At 60.1% G+C, this 16,820-nt stretch carries 15 protein-coding genes; 11 read left to right on the top strand and 4 right to left on the bottom strand.

Features of this window, described 5'->3' with window-relative positions; genetic code table 11:
• Positions 1–39 precede the first annotated feature (39 nt).
• Together BMY45_RS17715 and BMY45_RS17710 are read left to right on the top strand one after the other, a co-directional pair.
• Positions 40–1,131, top strand: a complete 1,092-nt coding sequence (locus tag BMY45_RS17715) for an aminopeptidase (RefSeq protein ID WP_092399791.1) — start codon at positions 40–42, stop codon at positions 1,129–1,131.
• Between the two features lie 192 nt (positions 1,132–1,323).
• On the top strand, positions 1,324–1,782 hold the full coding sequence (locus tag BMY45_RS17710; RefSeq protein WP_092399789.1) for an REP-associated tyrosine transposase: 459 nt from the start codon (positions 1,324–1,326) through the stop codon (positions 1,780–1,782).
• A 134-nt stretch (positions 1,783–1,916) separates the two neighbouring features.
• Here BMY45_RS17710 and BMY45_RS17705 read toward each other — a convergent pair whose 3' ends face one another.
• Entirely contained in the window at positions 1,917–2,567 is a 651-nt protein-coding gene (locus tag BMY45_RS17705; RefSeq protein ID WP_092399787.1) for an HAD family hydrolase, read from the bottom strand.
• Positions 2,568–2,595: 28 nt separating this feature from the next.
• Positions 2,596–3,141, bottom strand: a complete 546-nt coding sequence (locus BMY45_RS17700) for a gamma carbonic anhydrase family protein (protein WP_092399785.1) — start codon at positions 3,139–3,141, stop codon at positions 2,596–2,598.
• Positions 3,142–3,240: 99 nt separating this feature from the next.
• Here BMY45_RS17700 and prlC point away from each other — a divergent pair, with 99 nt between their 5' ends.
• The 3 genes from prlC to BMY45_RS17685 all read left to right on the top strand — a co-directional run bounded on the left by prlC (position 3,241) and on the right by BMY45_RS17685 (position 7,693).
• Positions 3,241–5,292 carry an oligopeptidase A gene (gene prlC, locus BMY45_RS17695; RefSeq protein WP_092399849.1) on the top strand — a complete coding sequence of 684 codons (2,052 nt, stop codon included), beginning with the start codon at positions 3,241–3,243 and terminating at the stop codon, positions 5,290–5,292.
• Positions 5,289–5,567, top strand: a complete 279-nt coding sequence (locus tag BMY45_RS17690; RefSeq protein ID WP_047230061.1) for a YheV family putative zinc ribbon protein — start codon at positions 5,289–5,291, stop codon at positions 5,565–5,567. The genes prlC and BMY45_RS17690 overlap by 4 nt, the downstream gene beginning before the upstream one ends.
• Before the next feature lie 113 nt (positions 5,568–5,680).
• Positions 5,681–7,693 carry a M3 family metallopeptidase gene (locus BMY45_RS17685; RefSeq protein WP_092399783.1) on the top strand — a complete coding sequence of 671 codons (2,013 nt, stop codon included), beginning with the start codon at positions 5,681–5,683 and terminating at the stop codon, positions 7,691–7,693.
• On the opposite strand, the gene BMY45_RS17680 is transcribed toward BMY45_RS17685, so the two are convergent.
• The gene (locus BMY45_RS17680) at positions 7,680–8,354 is read right to left on the bottom strand and encodes a phosphatase domain-containing protein (RefSeq protein WP_092399781.1); all 675 of its coding nucleotides are present in this window, start codon (positions 8,352–8,354) and stop codon (positions 7,680–7,682) included. The two genes, BMY45_RS17685 and BMY45_RS17680, sit on opposite strands and share 14 nt — an antisense overlap.
• Before the next feature lie 180 nt (positions 8,355–8,534).
• Between BMY45_RS17680 and BMY45_RS17675 the strand changes: the two genes are divergently transcribed.
• From BMY45_RS17675 to BMY45_RS17665, 3 genes are all read left to right on the top strand, one after another.
• A complete protein-coding gene (locus tag BMY45_RS17675) occupies positions 8,535–9,593 on the top strand; it encodes a PA0069 family radical SAM protein (protein ID WP_092399779.1) in 1,059 nt (352 codons plus the stop codon).
• Between the two features lie 195 nt (positions 9,594–9,788).
• Positions 9,789–10,520, top strand: coding sequence for a carbonic anhydrase (locus BMY45_RS17670; RefSeq protein WP_047230057.1), 732 nt, complete (start codon positions 9,789–9,791; stop codon positions 10,518–10,520).
• A gap of 92 nt (positions 10,521–10,612) precedes the next feature.
• Positions 10,613–12,142: a SulP family inorganic anion transporter gene (locus tag BMY45_RS17665; RefSeq protein WP_047230056.1), complete on the top strand. Its 1,530-nt coding sequence runs from the start codon at positions 10,613–10,615 to the stop codon at positions 12,140–12,142.
• 165 nt (positions 12,143–12,307) lie between these two features.
• Here BMY45_RS17665 and BMY45_RS17660 read toward each other — a convergent pair whose 3' ends face one another.
• Positions 12,308–12,958 (bottom strand): hypothetical protein, encoded by a 651-nt coding sequence (locus BMY45_RS17660; RefSeq protein ID WP_092399777.1) that lies wholly within the window; start codon positions 12,956–12,958, stop codon positions 12,308–12,310.
• Between the two features lie 372 nt (positions 12,959–13,330).
• Here BMY45_RS17660 and coxB point away from each other — a divergent pair, with 372 nt between their 5' ends.
• The 3 genes from coxB (at position 13,331) to BMY45_RS17645 (ending at position 16,796) form a co-directional block, all read left to right on the top strand.
• Positions 13,331–14,458, top strand: a complete 1,128-nt coding sequence (gene coxB / locus BMY45_RS17655) for a cytochrome c oxidase subunit II (RefSeq protein WP_092399775.1) — start codon at positions 13,331–13,333, stop codon at positions 14,456–14,458.
• Between the two features lie 82 nt (positions 14,459–14,540).
• On the top strand, positions 14,541–16,127 hold the full coding sequence (gene ctaD / locus BMY45_RS17650) for a cytochrome c oxidase subunit I (protein ID WP_092399773.1): 1,587 nt from the start codon (positions 14,541–14,543) through the stop codon (positions 16,125–16,127).
• A 117-nt stretch (positions 16,128–16,244) separates the two neighbouring features.
• Positions 16,245–16,796 (top strand): cytochrome c oxidase assembly protein, encoded by a 552-nt coding sequence (locus tag BMY45_RS17645; protein ID WP_092399771.1) that lies wholly within the window; start codon positions 16,245–16,247, stop codon positions 16,794–16,796.
• Positions 16,797–16,820 lie beyond the last annotated feature (24 nt).

Genomic DNA, 16,820 nt, shown 5'->3' with positions numbered 1-16,820 from the left:
AGATAGTCTTGGGGTCAGACTTTCCCAGGGTGATTCCAATTGATCAGGCTGCGTTCAAGCCATCGGTTACTCGACCGTGTTTTCCGGATTTTGTTTCCAGGCCTCCTGCTTTTGTTACTCAACGGTTGTGCAAGCGTCGGTTACTACAGCCAGCTCGTCGGCGGACAGCTGCGGCTGTTGCAGGCTCGCGAGCCTATCGACCAGGTCATTGCCGACCCGGCGCGCGATCCGCAACTGCGGGCGCATCTGGCCCAGGCACGGGAAGCACGAGCGTTCGCCAGCTCACACTTGCACCTGCCAGATAACAAAAGCTATCGCCTGTACGCGGACATTGGCCGGCCGTTCGTGGTCTGGAATGTCTTCGCCACGCCGGAGTTTTCCTTGGCACCGCAAAACCACTGCTTCCCGATTGCCGGTTGCGTGGCGTATCGCGGCTACTACACCCAGGGCGCTGCCCGTGGCGAAGCCGCGCTACAGCGCTTGAAGGGTATGGATGTGGCGATTGGCGGCGTAGAGGCCTATTCGACACTGGGCTGGTTCAACGACCCGATCCTGAGTTCGATGATGCATTGGGGTGACGAGCGCCTGGCGACGCTGATCTTTCATGAACTGGCGCACCAGCGCTTCTACGTAAAGGACGACACCGAATTCAACGAGTCTTTCGCCACCTTTGTTGAACAGGAAGGCACCCGCCAATGGCGCGCCAGCCGCGGGCTGGCGCCGGATACCGGCAAACGGATGCGCCAGCGCGAGCAATTCATCCAGTTGATCCTGGACACGCGTCAGCGGCTGGAGCAGCTCTACACCCAACCCTTTTCGGCCGAACAGATGCGCCAGCGCAAGGCCCAGGAGTTCGAGCAATTGCGCGCTGATTATCAGCGACTACGCGACACCCAGTGGGCAGGCGACAAACGCTACGACGCGTGGATCTACGCGCCGCTGAACAATGCACGACTGTTGCCGTTCGGGCTGTATAGCCAGTGGGTGCCGGCGTTTGCGGCGTTGTTCCAGCAGGTGAATGGGGATTGGGTGGCGTTTTATGCGGCGGTGGAAAAGCTCGGCAAGCTGCCGACCGATGAGCGCAAAGCAGCCTTGAAGGCCTTGGCAGAATCGAAGACTTCCGGTGCTTGAACGGGCCTCATCGCGGGCAAGCCTTGCTCCCACAGCGCAGTACTCGAAATGAAGCGCTAAGGGTGTCATCTGTGGGAGCAAGGCTTGCCCGCGATGACGTCTGCCCAGATACATCCTGCTCCAACATTCCAAGTCAGATCCGTTGCTGCTGTCCTAGCCTTGAAACAAAGGACAGATCAAGGAGGATCACTTATGACGACACCGCCACACTCCAATCAGTTGCGCCTCGGGCGTTATTCGCAGTCTGGGCAAATCTATTTGCTGACCGTGAATACGCGCAACCGCGAGCCGCTTTTTGGTCGCTTCAAGACAGGACGCTTGGTGGTTGATGCCTTTCGCAAGGCTCAGGAAGAGCAATTTGCCCATTCGTTGGCCTGGGTGGTGATGCCGGACCATTTTCACTGGTTGATCGAGTTGCAGGGGATCGGACTTTCAAAGCTGATGGCGAGAACAAAGTCTCGGACCACGGTCACCTTCAATCGATTGATGCAGAGGGAAGGATCGCTTTGGCAGGAGGGATTCCATGACCGAGCCATTCGTAAGGAGGAAGATTTACAAGCAGTTGCACGGTATATCGTGGCGAATCCGCTACGGGCGGGTTTAGTTAAGAAAATTGGGGACTATTCATTGTGGGATGCCGTATGGGTATGAGTCGGTTCAGGCTGTGTCCATGAGGGCCTCATCGCGGGCAAGCCTTGCTCCCACAGGCGCAGGGCATGCCTTGGTCCTCAGGCATTCTGGGTACTGCTTTGTGGGAGCAAGGCTTGCCCGCGATAGCAATAGGGCTAACCCCGCAAAAACGCCTGATGCAACTCATCCAACGTCTGGAAGTGATACACAGGCTTTTCCGCACTCAACTCTTCATAACTGCCAAACCCATACCCCACCGCCGCCGCATCCAGGCCATTGCTGCGGGCACCAATCAAATCGTGCTTCCGATCCCCAATCATCAAGGTATTGGCCGGGTCTAGCCCTTCTTCTGCCATCAGGTGAGCAATCAACTCGACCTTGTTGGTGCGCGTGCCGTCCAGCTCACTCCCATAAATCACCTTGAAATGCCGGGCAAAGTCGAAGTGGCGGGCGATTTCCCGGGCGAAGATCCAAGGTTTGGAAGTGGCGATGTACAGCTGCCGGCCTTGGACGCCCAAGGTTTCCAGCATCGGCATCACGCCATCGAATACCCGGTTTTCGTACAAGCCGGTGACTTTGAAGCGTTCGCGATAGAAGTTCACCGCTTCCCAGGCCTTGGCTTCGTCGAAGGCGTAGAACTGCATGAAGGCCTGCAACAGCGGTGGGCCGATGAAGTGTTCGAGGCGGGTGAGGTCGGGTTCGTCGATGCCCAGTTGGCTCAGGGCGAACTGGATCGAACGGGTAATGCCCTCGCGGGGGTCGGTGAGGGTGCCGTCGAGGTCGAAGAGTACGGTCTGGTAATGCATGCAAATTCCTGGGTAAGGGCGGTACGGTTCAGAGCAGGTCGTAGCCTTCGGCCAGATGCAGGTCCTTGAGCTTCACGTAGTTCGCCGCGCTGTAGGTGAAAAAGGCGCGTTCCTTGTCGGTCAGAGGCCGGGCCTGTTTTACCGGGCTGCCTACATACAGGAAGCCGCTCTCCAAGCGTTTGCCCGGTGGTACGAGGCTGCCGGCGCCGATGATCACCTCGTCTTCAACTATCGCACCGTCCATGACGATGCTACCCATGCCGATCAGGATCCGACTGCCTACGGTGCAGCCATGGAGCATGACCTTGTGGGCGATGGTCACGTCATCGCCGATCAGCAGCGGGAAACCATCGGGATTGAAGGGGCCGGCGTGGGTGATGTGCAGCACGCAGCCATCCTGGACGCTGGTACGGGCGCCAATGCGGATGCGGTGCATGTCGCCGCGAATGACTGTCAACGGCCAGACGGAGCTGTCTTCGCCGATTTCTACGTCGCCGATCACCACCGCGGTGCTGTCGACAAAAGCGCCGCGGGCAAGCCGTGGGCGGTGATTCTGGTACGTGCGAAGGGTCACGATAGGCTCTCTCTTATCCGGTGATAGGCGCTGCTAGCTGCGGTGAACGTCGATTGTAATTAAGATGGGTCCATGTTTCTTCCAGCCAAGGTGTCAACCGTGAGCGTGAACAACCCTCTTTTGCAACCCTACGACCTGCCGCCGTTCTCGGCGATCCGTGCCGAGCACGTGCAACCGGCCATCGAGCAGATCCTGGCTGACAACCGTGCCGCCATTGCCGAGATCCTCAAGACCCAGGGCACGCAACCTACCTGGGCCGGCCTGGTGCTGGCGATGGATGAGCTCAATGATCGCCTGGGCGCTGCCTGGAGCCCAGTGAGCCACCTGAACGCCGTGCGTAACAGCCCCGAACTGCGCGAAGCCTACGAGGCCTGCCTGCCGGCACTGAGTGCTTACTCCACGGAGCTGGGCCAGAACCGCGAGCTGTTCCAGGCGTTCGAAGCCCTGGCGAGCAGCCCCGAAGCCGCCGGTTTCGATGTGGCGCAAAAAACCATCCTCGAACATTCCTTGCGTGATTTCCGCCTGTCGGGTATCGACCTGCCGCCCGAGCAGCAGCAGCGCTACGCCGAAGTGCAGAGCAAACTGTCCGAGCTGGGCAGCCGCTTCTCCAATCAATTGCTCGACGCGACCCAGGCCTGGACCAAGCACGTCACCGACGAGGCCACCCTCGCCGGCCTGACCGACTCGGCCAAGGCGCAAATGGCCGCAGCCGCCCAAGCCAAGGAACTGGACGGCTGGCTGATCAACCTGGAATTCCCCAGCTACTTCGCAGTGATGACCTACGCCGAAGACCGCGCCCTGCGGGAAGAAGTCTACGCCGCGTACTGCACCCGTGCGTCGGACCAGGGTCCGAATGCCGGTCAAAACGATAACACCCCGGTGATGGAGCAGATCCTCGACCTGCGTCAGGAACTGGCTCAGTTGCTGGGGTTCGCCAACTTCGCCGAGTTGAGCCTGGCGACCAAGATGGCCGAGTCCAGCGATCAGGTCCTCAGTTTCCTGCGAGACCTGGCCAAGCGCAGCAAGCCGTTCGCGGCCCTGGACCTGGAACAGCTCAAGGCGTTCGCCGCCGAACAGGGCTGCCCCGACCTGCAAAGCTGGGACAGCGGTTTCTACGGTGAGAAGCTGCGCCAGCAGCGATACAGCGTGGCCCAGGAAGCCTTGCGCGCGTACTTCCCGATCGACAAAGTGCTGAGCGGCCTGTTCGCCATCGTGCAACGCCTCTACGGCATCGAGATTGCCGAACTGAAAGGCTTCGACACCTGGCATCCGGACGTGCGCCTGTTCGAAATCAAGGAGAACGGTCAGCACGTCGGCCGTTTCTTCTTCGACCTCTATGCCCGCGCCAACAAGCGCGGCGGCGCCTGGATGGACGGCGCCCGCGACCGTCGGCGCACCTTCGATGGCGTGCTGCAAAGCCCTGTCGCCAACCTGGTGTGCAACTTCACCCCGGCCGACAGCGGCAAACCCGCGCTGCTGACCCACGACGAAGTCACCACCCTGTTCCACGAGTTCGGCCATGGCCTGCACCACCTGCTGACCCGCGTCGAACATGCCGGCGTGTCCGGCATCAACGGCGTGGCCTGGGATGCCGTGGAACTGCCGAGCCAGTTCATGGAAAACTGGTGCTGGGAGCCCGAAGGCCTGGCGCTGATTTCCGGTCACTACGAAACCGGCGAACCACTGCCCCAGGACCTGCTGGAAAAAATGCTCGCGGCGAAAAACTTCCAGTCCGGACTGATGATGGTGCGCCAACTGGAGTTTTCGCTGTTCGACTTCGAGCTGCACGCTACCCACGGCGATGGCCGTAGCGTGCTGCAAGTGCTCGAAGGCGTGCGTGACGAGGTCTCGGTGATGCGTCCACCGGCCTACAACCGCTTCCCCAACAGCTTTGCCCACATCTTCGCCGGCGGTTATGCGGCGGGCTACTACAGCTATAAGTGGGCGGAAGTGTTGTCGGCCGATGCGTTCTCCAAGTTTGAAGAGGACGGCGTGCTCAACGCCGACACCGGTCGCGCTTTCCGTGAAGCGATCCTGGCCCGTGGCGGCTCCCAGGAGCCGATGGTGCTGTTCGTCGACTTCCGTGGCCGTGAGCCATCGATTGACGCACTCTTGCGCCACAGCGGCCTGACCGAGGACGCAGCAGCATGAGCGAGGGGCCTGTGATTACCAAAAGGCGCTTTATCGCCGGGGCGGTCTGCCCGGCGTGCAGCGAACCGGACAAGTTGATGATGTGGAACGAAGACGGTGTGCCGCACCGTGAGTGTGTGGCCTGCGGTTATTCCGACACGCTCAACGAACAAGGCCTGTCGGTGCCCAAGGAGTTGGGCACCCGGGTCAACACATCGGCACTCAAAGTCCCGGACGCCAAGGTCCAGGCGGTGCAGTTTTTCCCCAATCCCAAGCTGAAGAAAAAAACCGACTGAAATCTTCGGCATCACCTTCCGGGCCGCCCGGCCCGGAGGCGATACATATATACCGCAACGCGTCACGCCTTCCTCTCCAGACTTGTTCACCCAGTCCAGACAGGAAGGCTGCCATGCCCGACGATGACAATCCGCTGTTGCAGGCCTATGACCTGCCCCCCTTTGCGCAGATCCAAGCCACACATTTTTCACCGGCCCTCGACCGGATCCTTGCCGAGAGCCGTGCTCAAGTGGCCGACATCATCAAGACTCAGACACCCTTCCCAACCTGGGACGATCTGGTGTTGGCCATGGACGAGATTCACGCCCGCTTGAAGGGTTTCGATGACCTGCTGGATCTGCTGGCGTCCACCAGGCCAGGAGACGACTGGGCCCAGGCTTCGCTCGACTGCAGCGAACGGGTGCGCGATTTCCAGAGCGCGCTGAGACACAATCGCCCATTGTTTCAACTCTATCAGCGCTTGGCCAACAGCGAGATTGCCAGGCACTTCGAGCCGCCTCGTAAAAGAGTTCTGGAGAAGGCCCTGCGCCAGTTTCGCCAGCACGGGTTGGCCCATACCGCACCGTCAGATTTGAAAGTCCTGCAGCAACGCATTCAACAGGGCCGGGAATTGTTCCTCGATCAGTTGCACAAGGCCAACAAGGCCTGGAGCAAAGCGTTCGACGATGAAGCTCAATTGAGCGGCCTGGCGCCGCAATTCAAACAACAGCTGGCCAAACAGGCCCGCGAGGCCGGGCGCACGGGATGGCTGCTGACCCTCAGTGATGCATCGTTTGGCATCGTCACGAGTTACGCGGACAATCGTCTTTTGCGCAAAGAGGTGTACCTGGCCTACAGCACACGCGCCTCGGATCAGGGCCCCGACGCTGGCCGGTTTGACAACAGCGAGGTGCTCAGACGGTTGCTGGAGGATCGTCGTCGGTATGCGACGTTACTGGGTTATTCGAATTTCGCTCAAATGGTGATCGAGCCTGAGCAAGCCGAGTCTCCCGAACAGGTGATGGCGTTCTTGCGCGATCAGCTTGAACAGCAACAAGACCTCTTTGCCCGCGACGCCGAACAGCTCAAGGCATTTGCCCGAAGGCAAGGCTTCACCGAGCTTCAACCTTGGGATTACCCGTATCTGGTAGAAAAACTTCGTCAGCACACGGCCGGCATCTCGAAGCTGGCCCTCAGCGCCTGGTTCGAACTGGAGTCCACCTTTTCACAGCTATTGCTGATCGCCAAGGATCTGTTTGGGGTGGACATTCTCGAACGCGCTGACGCGGCCACGTGGCATCCGGACGTGCGTCTTTTCGAAGTCCGCGAGTGGGACCAGACCATCGGATACATCTATTTCGATCCGTTCGAGGATGCGAACAGAGACGGTTACCCGAACACCACCACCCTGCGAAACCGCCGCATCACGGCCGAGGGCCGGCCTCGACATCCCATCGCCGTGTTGCATGGCTGGCTGGCGCGCAGCTCAGATGCATCGCCGGTCTTGCTCGACCATCTGCAACTACGAATTCTCTTTCATGAGTTCGGCCATTGCTTGCACCATGTGTTGACCCGTGCCGAGTATCGCGACGTGTCGGGCATCACCGAGCTCTCCCGGGACACCTCGGAGTTTGCTGGGATGCTATTGGAACAATGGTGCTTTACCCGGCAATGCCTGGTCCGTTTGTCAAAGCACTACCAGACCGGCGCAGCCATGCCCGATGACATCGCCGATCAGTTGCTGACCTTCGCCAACACCCAGGCCAGCTGGGAAACCGCCGCGCTGCTGCGCAACGCGCTGTTTGACATGGAACTGCACCTGACCCACGGCGATGGGCGCACGGCTCAGCAGGTATTCGATCAAGTCAGCGCCCAAGTCGGGCATCTGCCCGTATGGGGGAGCGACCGCTGGCCCAATGGCCTGGATTACATGGTGACCGGCTATGCGGCGAGGATTTACGCCTATGCCTGGTCGAAAGCGTTGGCAATCACCGTATTCCAAAGGTTTGAGCAGGAGGGGTTGTTCAACGGGACAACAGGCCGGGCATTGCGTGAAACAATATTCGGCCCCGGCGATTCACGGCCTCTGGCCGAGTCCGTGGCAGCCTTTACAGGGAGGCCACCCGTCAGGGTCAAGGGCGAATGACCTGTGGGTCGGGCTGACGAGTCGTGATGGCTGAACCGACCCAGCTTTTCAGCGAGCAAAGAGCAAAAACGCTGGTACTGCAGTCACCGTTGGCCAGCGCCACCCGGAGCTTCTCAACATCGGCCCGCATCATGTAACGAACCCCGTCCTTGAAGTGCGGGTTGTTGCCGAAGCCGCCTTCAGTCATTTCGCTCAACGCCTCCTCTTTGCTCCAGCCCTGTACGACCACCCTGTACATGGCCGCCACCAACCCGGTGCGGTCCGAACCATGCTTGCAGTGCATCAGCACCCCGCCGTCGGCTTCGGCAACCTGAATGGCGCGCAAGGCAGCGAGGATGTCGCTGTCGTCCACATGATTGGTGCGATAAGGCAACTGCACTTGCTTGACGCCGGGGGTGGATAACCAACTCGCGTCCGAATCCGGCAGAAATGTGATGACCGTGCCGATGTCGAGTCGCCTCAGCAGAGGCAAGGCATCAGCGTCCGGCAAGGCGCTGCGGTAAAGCGCCGGCGACAGTTGATAAAGGTTGTAGCGCTTTTCCACCGGCCGGGCCCATTCGGAAGACCTCGCCTCGCCCAAATCGGCCGCCACGGCTTGGGACTCGGCAAAGACCAGGAACAAGGACAGAAGGAGCAGCGAGCGGGAATAGAGTTTGAACATGCGTGGACGACCGAAACGAAGAAGAACGAGACGGTCAGTTTCGCCACGAGCCGGTTAAAGGCCTGTGAGCAAGACGTCAACACAACGTGAACACGATCCATCGCGCTGGGCTGCTGAACGGCGCTGGTCTAATTGAACGTCAGCGAATACTGTATGCACATACAGCAACGGAGCCTTCCAATGTCCATCTCTCTTCCGCCCCGTGGCCGTGGCACCGCCACCAACCCGCACAACCGCTTCGCCCCGAGTTGCTCGGTGGTCGAGGATGATGGCTGGTATCAGGAAGTACCGCCGACCCAAGGCACCGAAGTGCGGATCGAAACGGCCAAGACCATCATCACCCGCAACACCTCGCCGGATCTCCCTTTCGACCGCTCCATCAATCCCTACCGCGGCTGTGAACATGGCTGTATCTATTGCTATGCGCGGCCCAGCCACGCGTATTGGGACATGTCGCCCGGGCTGGATTTCGAAACCAAGCTGATCGCCAAGACCAACGCCGCCGACGTGCTGGAGGAGCAGTTGTCCAGGCGCGGCTATCAGTGTGCGCCGATCAACCTGGGTTCCAATACTGACCCTTATCAGCCGATCGAACGGGAACATCGCATTACTCGCCGGATTCTCGAAGTGCTGCTGCGCTACCGTCATCCGGTGACCATCGTCACCAAAGGCTCGCTGATTCTGCGCGACCTGGACCTGCTGACCGAGCTGGCGCAACAGCGCCTGGTCAAGGTCATGATCAGCCTCACCACCCTGGACGATGAACTCAAGCGCATCCTCGAGCCGCGCGCGGCTGCGCCCAAGGCGCGATTACGGGCGATCAGGGTCATGCGCGAGGCGGGCATTCCCGTGGGGGTACTGTGTTCGCCGATGATCCCGATGATCAACGACAGCGAGATCGAAAGCCTGCTGACCGAAGCCCACGCCGCCGGCGCGCAGAGTGCCGCCTACATGATGCTGCGCTTGCCGTTGGAAGTGGCACCGCTATTCGAAGAGTGGCTGCAGGCGCACTACCCGCAACGCGCGGCTCATGTGCTGAGCCTGGTTCGCCAGAGCCGTGGCGGCGAACTGTATGACAGCCGCTTCGGTTCTCGGATGCGTGGTGAAGGCCCCTTCGCCGACCTGCTGGCCCAGCGTTTCGCCAAGGCGCTCAAGCGTCTGGGGCTGGAGCGCCGGGAAGGTTACAATCTCGATTGCGACGCCTTTTGTCCGCCGGGCCGACAGATGTCCTTGATTTGATTAAAGTTGAACGTGGGGCATGGGCATGCATGAGCGGCGCTTGCGTCCCGGCCACACCTGTAATCGTTGTTCTAGAGCCTTTGATTCAGTTTGAGTTAAGTTTCGGTCGCTACCTTGTTCATCGAGTGACTGACAGGTCGAACACCTCGACCTGGATGTTTTTTAACCAGCCACTGGCGCTATAGAGGATGAATCATGAGTGACAAGGATAAACAGCCGTTGGCTGCGTCGGCTTCAGCCCAACCCGAGGCGGAAACCGCCGATGCAGCGCTGCAGCATATTGTTGACGGCTTTTTGCATTTCCATCACGAAATCTTTCCCCAGCAGGAAGAGCTCTTCAAGAAACTCGCCACGGCGCAAGCGCCCAGGGCGATGTTCATCACCTGCGCCGATTCGCGCATCGTGCCCGAGCTGATTACCCATAGCTCCCCCGGCGACCTGTTCGTGACCCGCAACGTCGGCAACGTCGTTCCGCCGTACGGGCAGATGAACGGCGGCGTCTCCACCGCCATCGAATACGCCGTGCTGGCCCTCGGTGTGCAGCACATCATCGTCTGCGGTCACTCCGACTGCGGCGCCATGCGTGCCGTGTTGAATCCCGACACCCTGGAAAAAATGCCCACGGTCAAAGCCTGGTTGCGCCACGCCGAAGTGGCCAAGACCATGGTCCATGACAACTGCCCGTGCGGCGACGAAAAACAGATCATGCCCATCCTCACCGAAGAGAACGTGATCGCGCAGCTGCAACATTTGCGAACGCATCCCTCGGTCGCCTCTCGCATGGCCAACGGCCAATTGTTCATCCATGGCTGGGTGTACAACATCGAGACCAGCGAGATCAAAGCCTACGACGCGGACCAGGGTTGTTTCCTGCCACTCGATGGCAGCCATCCGATACCGGTGGCGACGCCTAAAGCGCGCTTCTAACCACTCCTAATCATCCTTGCATGGTTCAAGCCTTACCGCTGTTTACGCGGTAGGGCCTCGCCATGCCTGAAGAAAACTTCGGGAGAGTCGCCATGCGTGCTGCTCAATTAAAAGCTGTTCTGCCACGGGAGCTGTTGGCTTCCGTGGTGGTGTTTCTGGTGGCGCTGCCCTTGTGCATGGGCATTGCCATCGCCTCGGGCCTGCCACCGGCCAAAGGTCTGATCACCGGCATCATCGGCGGGCTGGTAGTGGGTTTTTTGGCCGGCTCCAAGTTGCAAGTCAGCGGTCCGGCCGCAGGGTTGGCGGTATTGGTCTTCGAACTGGTGCGCCAGCACGGCGTCGCGATGCTCGGGCCGATTCTGCTGTTGGCCGGTCTTCTCCAGCTACTGGCCGGGCGCTTTCGCCTGGGCTGTTGGTTCCGGGTAACCGCGCCCGCGGTGGTCTACGGCATGCTGGCGGGTATCGGTGTGCTGATCGTATTGTCCCAGGTCCATGTGATGCTCGACGCGGTGCCTAAGCCATCGGGGCTGGATAATCTGGCGGCGTTCCCTGCGGCAGTGGCTCAGGCGTTGCCGTCGTTCGGCTGGCAGGCGGGTCTACTCGGTTTGTCGACGATTGCGGTGATGTGGCTGTGGGAAAAGTTTCGCCCTCACAGCTTGCGCTTTGTTCCCGGTGCCCTGCTCGGCGTGGGCCTGGCGACAATTGCCAGCCTTCTGTTGGCCTTGCAGGTCAAACGCGTGGAAGTCCCGGAGAACCTCGCCGAAGCCATTGATTGGCTGCGCCCGGCGGACCTGCTGAATCTGGCCGACCCCACCTTGCTGATCGCCGCGTTCGCTGTCGCTTTCATCGCCAGTGCCGAAACGCTGCTCTCGGCCGCCGCCGTGGACCGCATGCACAGCGGCGAACGCGCGGATTTCGACCGGGAACTGTCCGCCCAGGGCATCGGTAATATGCTCTGCGGTCTGCTCGGCGCCCTGCCGATGACCGGCGTGATCGTGCGCAGCTCGGCCAACGTCCAGGCCGGGGCGACCACACGGATGTCGACGATTTTCCATGGCCTGTGGCTGTTGCTCTTCGTGCTTCTGCTGTCCAGCGTGCTACAGAGCATTCCGGTGGCGAGCCTGGCGGGTGTGTTGGTGTACACCGGTTTCAAACTGGTGGATCTCAAGGCGTTTCGCGGGCTGGGACGTTATGGCCGGATGCCGATGTTCACCTATGCCGCCACGGCACTGGCGATCATCTTCACCGACCTGCTGACCGGCGTATTGATCGGTTTCGGCCTGACCCTGGCAAAACTGGCCTGGAAAGCCTCCCGACTGAAAATCAGCCTGATCGATCTGCCCCAGGAGGGTGAGATGGAATTGCGACTGGTGGGGGCGGCAACCTTCCTGAAGGTTCCGGCGCTGACCCAGGTGCTGGGCACCATTCCCACAGGCGCGACGGTGCATGTGCCGCTCAATAACCTGAGCTACATCGACCATTCGTGCCTGGAGCTTTTGGAAGAATGGGGTCGGGCGAATGCCAGCAAGGGCTCAAAGCTGTTGATTGAATCCCGCGGGCTGAAGCGCAGGCTGGAAGGGCGCTTGCGCACCACGGTGGGGGTGGGCGCAGCGGCCACCTGACACCTTGAGCAAAATGTGGGAGCGAGCCTGCTCGCGATAACGGTGAATCAGTCGACATCAATGTTGCAGGTTCAACCGCTATCGCGAGCAGGCTCGCTCCCACAGGATTTGTGGTGGACACAATTTCTGTGAACACCCACAAGAGGGATGAGTGTTTCAGCCGGATCAAGCCGCCGGCTGATCCAGTTCCAGACCCACGCCCAAGCGACGGGACATGCATGGCCAGCGCTTCCAGGCCGCGCCGGTTTGCGGACTGCTGAGCTTCTCGCGGTAGGTTTCTACCGACTCCAATGCAAACGTCTCGTCATTGAGCATCTCATCGAACGTGTGGTGCACCACTTCATCGAGTTGATTGGCAAACTCCTCCCCGATCAACTGGTGGGCAATCAGATTGGCGACCGTCATGTCCAAGGGGATCAGTGGCTGGCCGAAATGCTTGATGTACAGGTCATTGACCTCCTCGACAAACCGGTGCGCCAGATAGGCTTCGTCCAGCAGGCTGTCGAGCCCGACATGGCCGGCCATGATCGTCGGCGGCTGGAGGAAGTACTGTTCGGCAATCTTGAGTACCGGTTTGATCTGCGACTCGATACCCGCCTCCCTGGCGACTTCATTGGCCGCATCCAGCAAATCGGGCACTTCATCAATGTAGGCGGCGACGAAACGTGCCAAGACATCGTTGGCATCGGCGTCCGGCAACTGGATGGCACGGTGCAGGTTCGGCAGCTGGGCCTCCAGCTGACGCGTCAGTTGGCCGGTCTCGGCCTCATGTTGTTGGGCTTTTTGGATCTGCTCGCGCAATGCGGCGGTGTTCATGACAACTCCAGGGGACAAGGCAATGAAATAAGGAAGACATAACTTAGCTGGCGAAAAGACACTCCTCAGACCTATTTTTCATAACCGGTTCGTCCTTGATACGTCGCTGTTATATCGGTTTGCCATCACTCAGTTCGCATCCTTCTCCATTCGTGGGCTCTAGCGCAAGCCCTGCCTGTTTCAAACGATTTACGCCATCGCGTTGCGAGGTTGCAGGTGCTGTCTATACTCGGTTTGGAATGGAGTTAGCTGATGACACCCGATTGCATGTGCAGCAAGGCGCGGCGAGTCAAGTTGGTAGTCTGAGGTAGCCGATCCCTTGCCGCTGGCGTTACGCCGACGGGATAACAAGAACGATAAGGGGAACCCGCAATGACGCGACATCCACACGTATGGATGGGCCTCCTGTTGTGGTCGATTTTCAGCCAGGCGCAAGCGGCCTGGACTGTGAATATGGCGCCTGGAGCGACACAGATCAGCAATGCAGTGTTCGACCTGCACATGACCATCTTCTGGATCTGTGTAGTGATCGGCATCATCGTCTTCGGCGCCATGTTCTGGTCGATGATGATGCACCGCCGCTCAACCGGCCAGAACGCGGCCAATTTCCACGAAAATACCCGCGTCGAAATTCTCTGGACCATCGTGCCTTTCCTGATCCTGGTGGCGATGGCGGTTCCCGCCACCGCCACCCTGATCAAAATGTACGACTCCAGCGAGTCGGACATCGATATCCAGGTCACCGGCTATCAATGGAAGTGGCACTACAAATACCTGGGCCAGGACGTCGAGTTCTTCAGCAACCTGGCCACCCCCGCCGAACAAATCAATAACCAGAGCGCCAAGGGCGAACACTACCTGCTGGAAGTCGACAAGCCGCTGGTGCTGCCGGTCGATGCCAAGGTGCGCTTTCTGGTGACCTCCGCCGACGTGATCCACTCCTGGTGGGTGCCGGCGTTCGCGGTCAAGCGCGATGCGATTCCCGGGTTCGTCAACGAAGCCTGGACCCGCGTCGACAAGCCCGGCCTGTATCGCGGCCAATGCGCCGAGCTGTGCGGCAAGGACCACGGGTTCATGCCGATCGTGGTCGAGGTCAAGAGCAAACCCGACTACGAAGCATGGCTGGCCGAACGCAAGGCCGAAGCGGCGCAGCTCAAAGAGCTGACCAGCAAGGAATGGACGCAGCAAGAACTCATTGAGCGTGGCGACAAGGTCTATCACACCACCTGCGTGGCCTGTCACCAGGCCGAAGGCCAGGGCCTGCCACCGATGTTCCCGGCACTCAAGGGCTCGAAAATCGCCACTGGGCCAATCAAGGATCACCTGAGCATTGTCTTCCACGGCAAACCCGGCACGTCCATGGCGGCGTTCGGCAAGCAGCTGTCGGAAGTCGATATCGCGGCGGTCGTGACCTATGAACGTAACGCCTGGGGCAACAACAAGGGCGACATGGTGACGCCTAAAGAAGTGCTGGAACTCAAACAGGCGGAAAGCCAATGAGCCGGCCTGACGTTTGCTCCCGCAACCGGTCGCAGCTCACAGCCGCGCGCCGCCCAGCCCACTCGTTCGAAGGAGACAGGACATGAGTGCTGTGATCGATGACCACGGTCATGCCGACCACGCCCACGGCCCCGCCAAAGGGCTGATGCGCTGGGTACTGACCACCAACCACAAGGATATCGGCACGCTGTATCTGTGGTTCGCCTTCTCCATGTTCCTGCTGGGCGGCTCGTTCGCCATGGTGATCCGCGCCGAGCTGTTCCAGCCAGGTCTGCAGATCGTGCAGCCGGAGTTCTTCAACCAGATGACCACCATGCATGGCCTGGTGATGGTCTTCGGCGCGGTGATGCCGGCCTTCGTCGGCCTGGCCAACTGGATGATCCCGCTGATGATCGGGGCGCCGGACATGGCCCTGCCGCGCATGAACAACTTCAGTTTCTGGTTGTTGCCGGCGGCGTTCCTGATGTTGGTGTCCACGCTCTTCACGGAAGGCGGCGGGCCGAACTTTGGCTGGACCTTCTACGCGCCGCTGTCCACCACCTATGCGCCGGAAAGCGTGACGTTCTTTATCTTTGCCATCCACCTGATGGGCATCAGTTCGATCATGGGCGCGATCAACGTGGTCGCCACCATCCTCAACCTGCGCGCCCCCGGCATGACCCTGATGAAGATGCCGCTGTTCGTCTGGACCTGGCTGATCACCGCGTTCCTGCTGATCGCGGTGATGCCGGTGCTGGCCGGCTGCGTGACGATGATGCTGATGGACATCCACTTCGGCACCAGCTTCTTCAGCGCTGCCGGCGGCGGTGACCCGGTGCTGTTCCAGCACGTGTTCTGGTTCTTCGGGCATCCCGAGGTGTACATCATGATCCTGCCGGCCTTCGGTGCCGTCAGCTCGATCATCCCGGCGTTCTCGCGCAAGCCGCTGTTCGGCTACACCTCGATGGTCTACGCCACGGCGGCCATTGCGTTCCTGTCGTTCATCGTTTGGGCGCACCACATGTTCGTGGTGGGCATTCCGCTGGTGGGCGAGCTGTTCTTCATGTACGCCACCCTGCTGATCGCCGTGCCCACCGGGGTGAAGGTATTCAACTGGGCCAGCACCATGTGGCAAGGCTCACTGACCTTCGAGACGCCGATGCTGTTTGCCGTGGCGTTCGTGATCCTGTTTTCCATCGGCGGTTTCTCCGGGCTGATGCTGGCCATCGCCCCGGCGGACTTCCAGTATCAGGACACCTACTTCGTGGTCGCGCACTTCCACTATGTGCTGGTGCCCGGCGCGATCTTCGGGATCTTCGCCTCGGCCTACTACTGGCTGCCGAAATGGACCGGCCACATGTACGACGAAACCCTCGGCAAGCTGCACTTCTGGCTGTCGTTCGTCGGCATGAACCTGGCGTTCTTCCCGATGCACTTCGTCGGCCTGGCGGGCATGCCCCGGCGGATCCCGGACTACAACCTGCAGTTCGCCGACTTCAACATGGTTTCGTCCATCGGCGCCTTCATGTTCGGCACCACGCAGATCTTCTTCCTGTTCATCGTGATCAAGACCATTCGCGGCGGCGAGCCGGCTCCGGCCAAGCCGTGGGATGGCGCCGAAGGATTGGAGTGGAGCGTGCCGTCACCGGCGCCGTATCACACCTTTACTACGCCGCCGGAAGTGAAATGAACACCGCCGCTTTTGTGGGAGCGAGCCTGCTCGCGATAGACGCGACTCGGGGTGCCAGGCACACCGCTATCGCGAGCAGGCTCGCTCCCACAGGGTTCGGTGCAAGAGGCTGTAACCATGGCTGACTCAATTTCACTGAAGAAACTGGTCACTCGCCTGCTTGTGGTGGTGGTGGCCATGTTTGCCTTCGGGTTTGCCTTGGTGCCGATCTATGACGTGATGTGCCGGGTGTTCGGCATCAACGGTAAGACCGCGGGGCAGTACGAAGGTGAACAAATCGTTGATGAGTCGCGCCAAGTGCGTGTGCAGTTCCTGTCGACCAACTCGGTGGACATGGTCTGGGACTTCTATCCCAAGGCTGACCAGTTGGTGGTCCAGCCAGGGGCGGTGAACGAGATGGTCTTCGTCGCCCACAACCCTACCGATCGGCCGATGAGCGCCCAGGCCGTTCCGAGCATCGCGCCGAGCAACGCGGCGGCCTATTTCCACAAGACCGAATGCTTTTGTTTTACCCAGCAAGTGCTGCAACCCGGCGAACGTATCGAAATGCCCATGCGCTTCATCGTTGACCGGGACATGCCCAAGGAAGTGAAGCACCTGACGCTGTCCTACACGCTGTTCGATATCACCGCTCGTCATCCACCGGTGGCTGTAAACACTGACCGATAGCGTGCCCGATAAGGAGAACAATAA

It is taken from the genome of Pseudomonas sp. NFACC39-1 (genome assembly GCF_900110355.1).
Lineage (GTDB): Bacteria > Pseudomonadota > Gammaproteobacteria > Pseudomonadales > Pseudomonadaceae > Aquipseudomonas > Aquipseudomonas tehranensis.
This window is presented reverse-complemented; position numbering and strand designations above follow the sequence as displayed.

Coding starts and splice junctions, on each gene's coding strand:
- BMY45_RS17710 (WP_092399789.1), top strand. CDS start 1,324: ATGACGACACCGCCACACTCCAATCAGTTGCGCCTCGGGCGTTATTCG.
- BMY45_RS17705 (WP_092399787.1), bottom strand. CDS start 2,567: ATGCATTACCAGACCGTACTCTTCGACCTCGACGGCACCCTCACCGAC.
- BMY45_RS17690 (WP_047230061.1), top strand. CDS start 5,289: ATGAGCGAGGGGCCTGTGATTACCAAAAGGCGCTTTATCGCCGGGGCG.
- BMY45_RS17685 (WP_092399783.1), top strand. CDS start 5,681: ATGCCCGACGATGACAATCCGCTGTTGCAGGCCTATGACCTGCCCCCC.
- BMY45_RS17680 (WP_092399781.1), bottom strand. CDS start 8,354: ATGTTCAAACTCTATTCCCGCTCGCTGCTCCTTCTGTCCTTGTTCCTG.
- BMY45_RS17675 (WP_092399779.1), top strand. CDS start 8,535: ATGTCCATCTCTCTTCCGCCCCGTGGCCGTGGCACCGCCACCAACCCG.
- BMY45_RS17670 (WP_047230057.1), top strand. CDS start 9,789: ATGAGTGACAAGGATAAACAGCCGTTGGCTGCGTCGGCTTCAGCCCAA.
- BMY45_RS17665 (WP_047230056.1), top strand. CDS start 10,613: ATGCGTGCTGCTCAATTAAAAGCTGTTCTGCCACGGGAGCTGTTGGCT.
- BMY45_RS17660 (WP_092399777.1), bottom strand. CDS start 12,958: ATGAACACCGCCGCATTGCGCGAGCAGATCCAAAAAGCCCAACAACAT.
- coxB (WP_092399775.1), top strand. CDS start 13,331: ATGACGCGACATCCACACGTATGGATGGGCCTCCTGTTGTGGTCGATT.
- ctaD (WP_092399773.1), top strand. CDS start 14,541: ATGAGTGCTGTGATCGATGACCACGGTCATGCCGACCACGCCCACGGC.
- BMY45_RS17645 (WP_092399771.1), top strand. CDS start 16,245: ATGGCTGACTCAATTTCACTGAAGAAACTGGTCACTCGCCTGCTTGTG.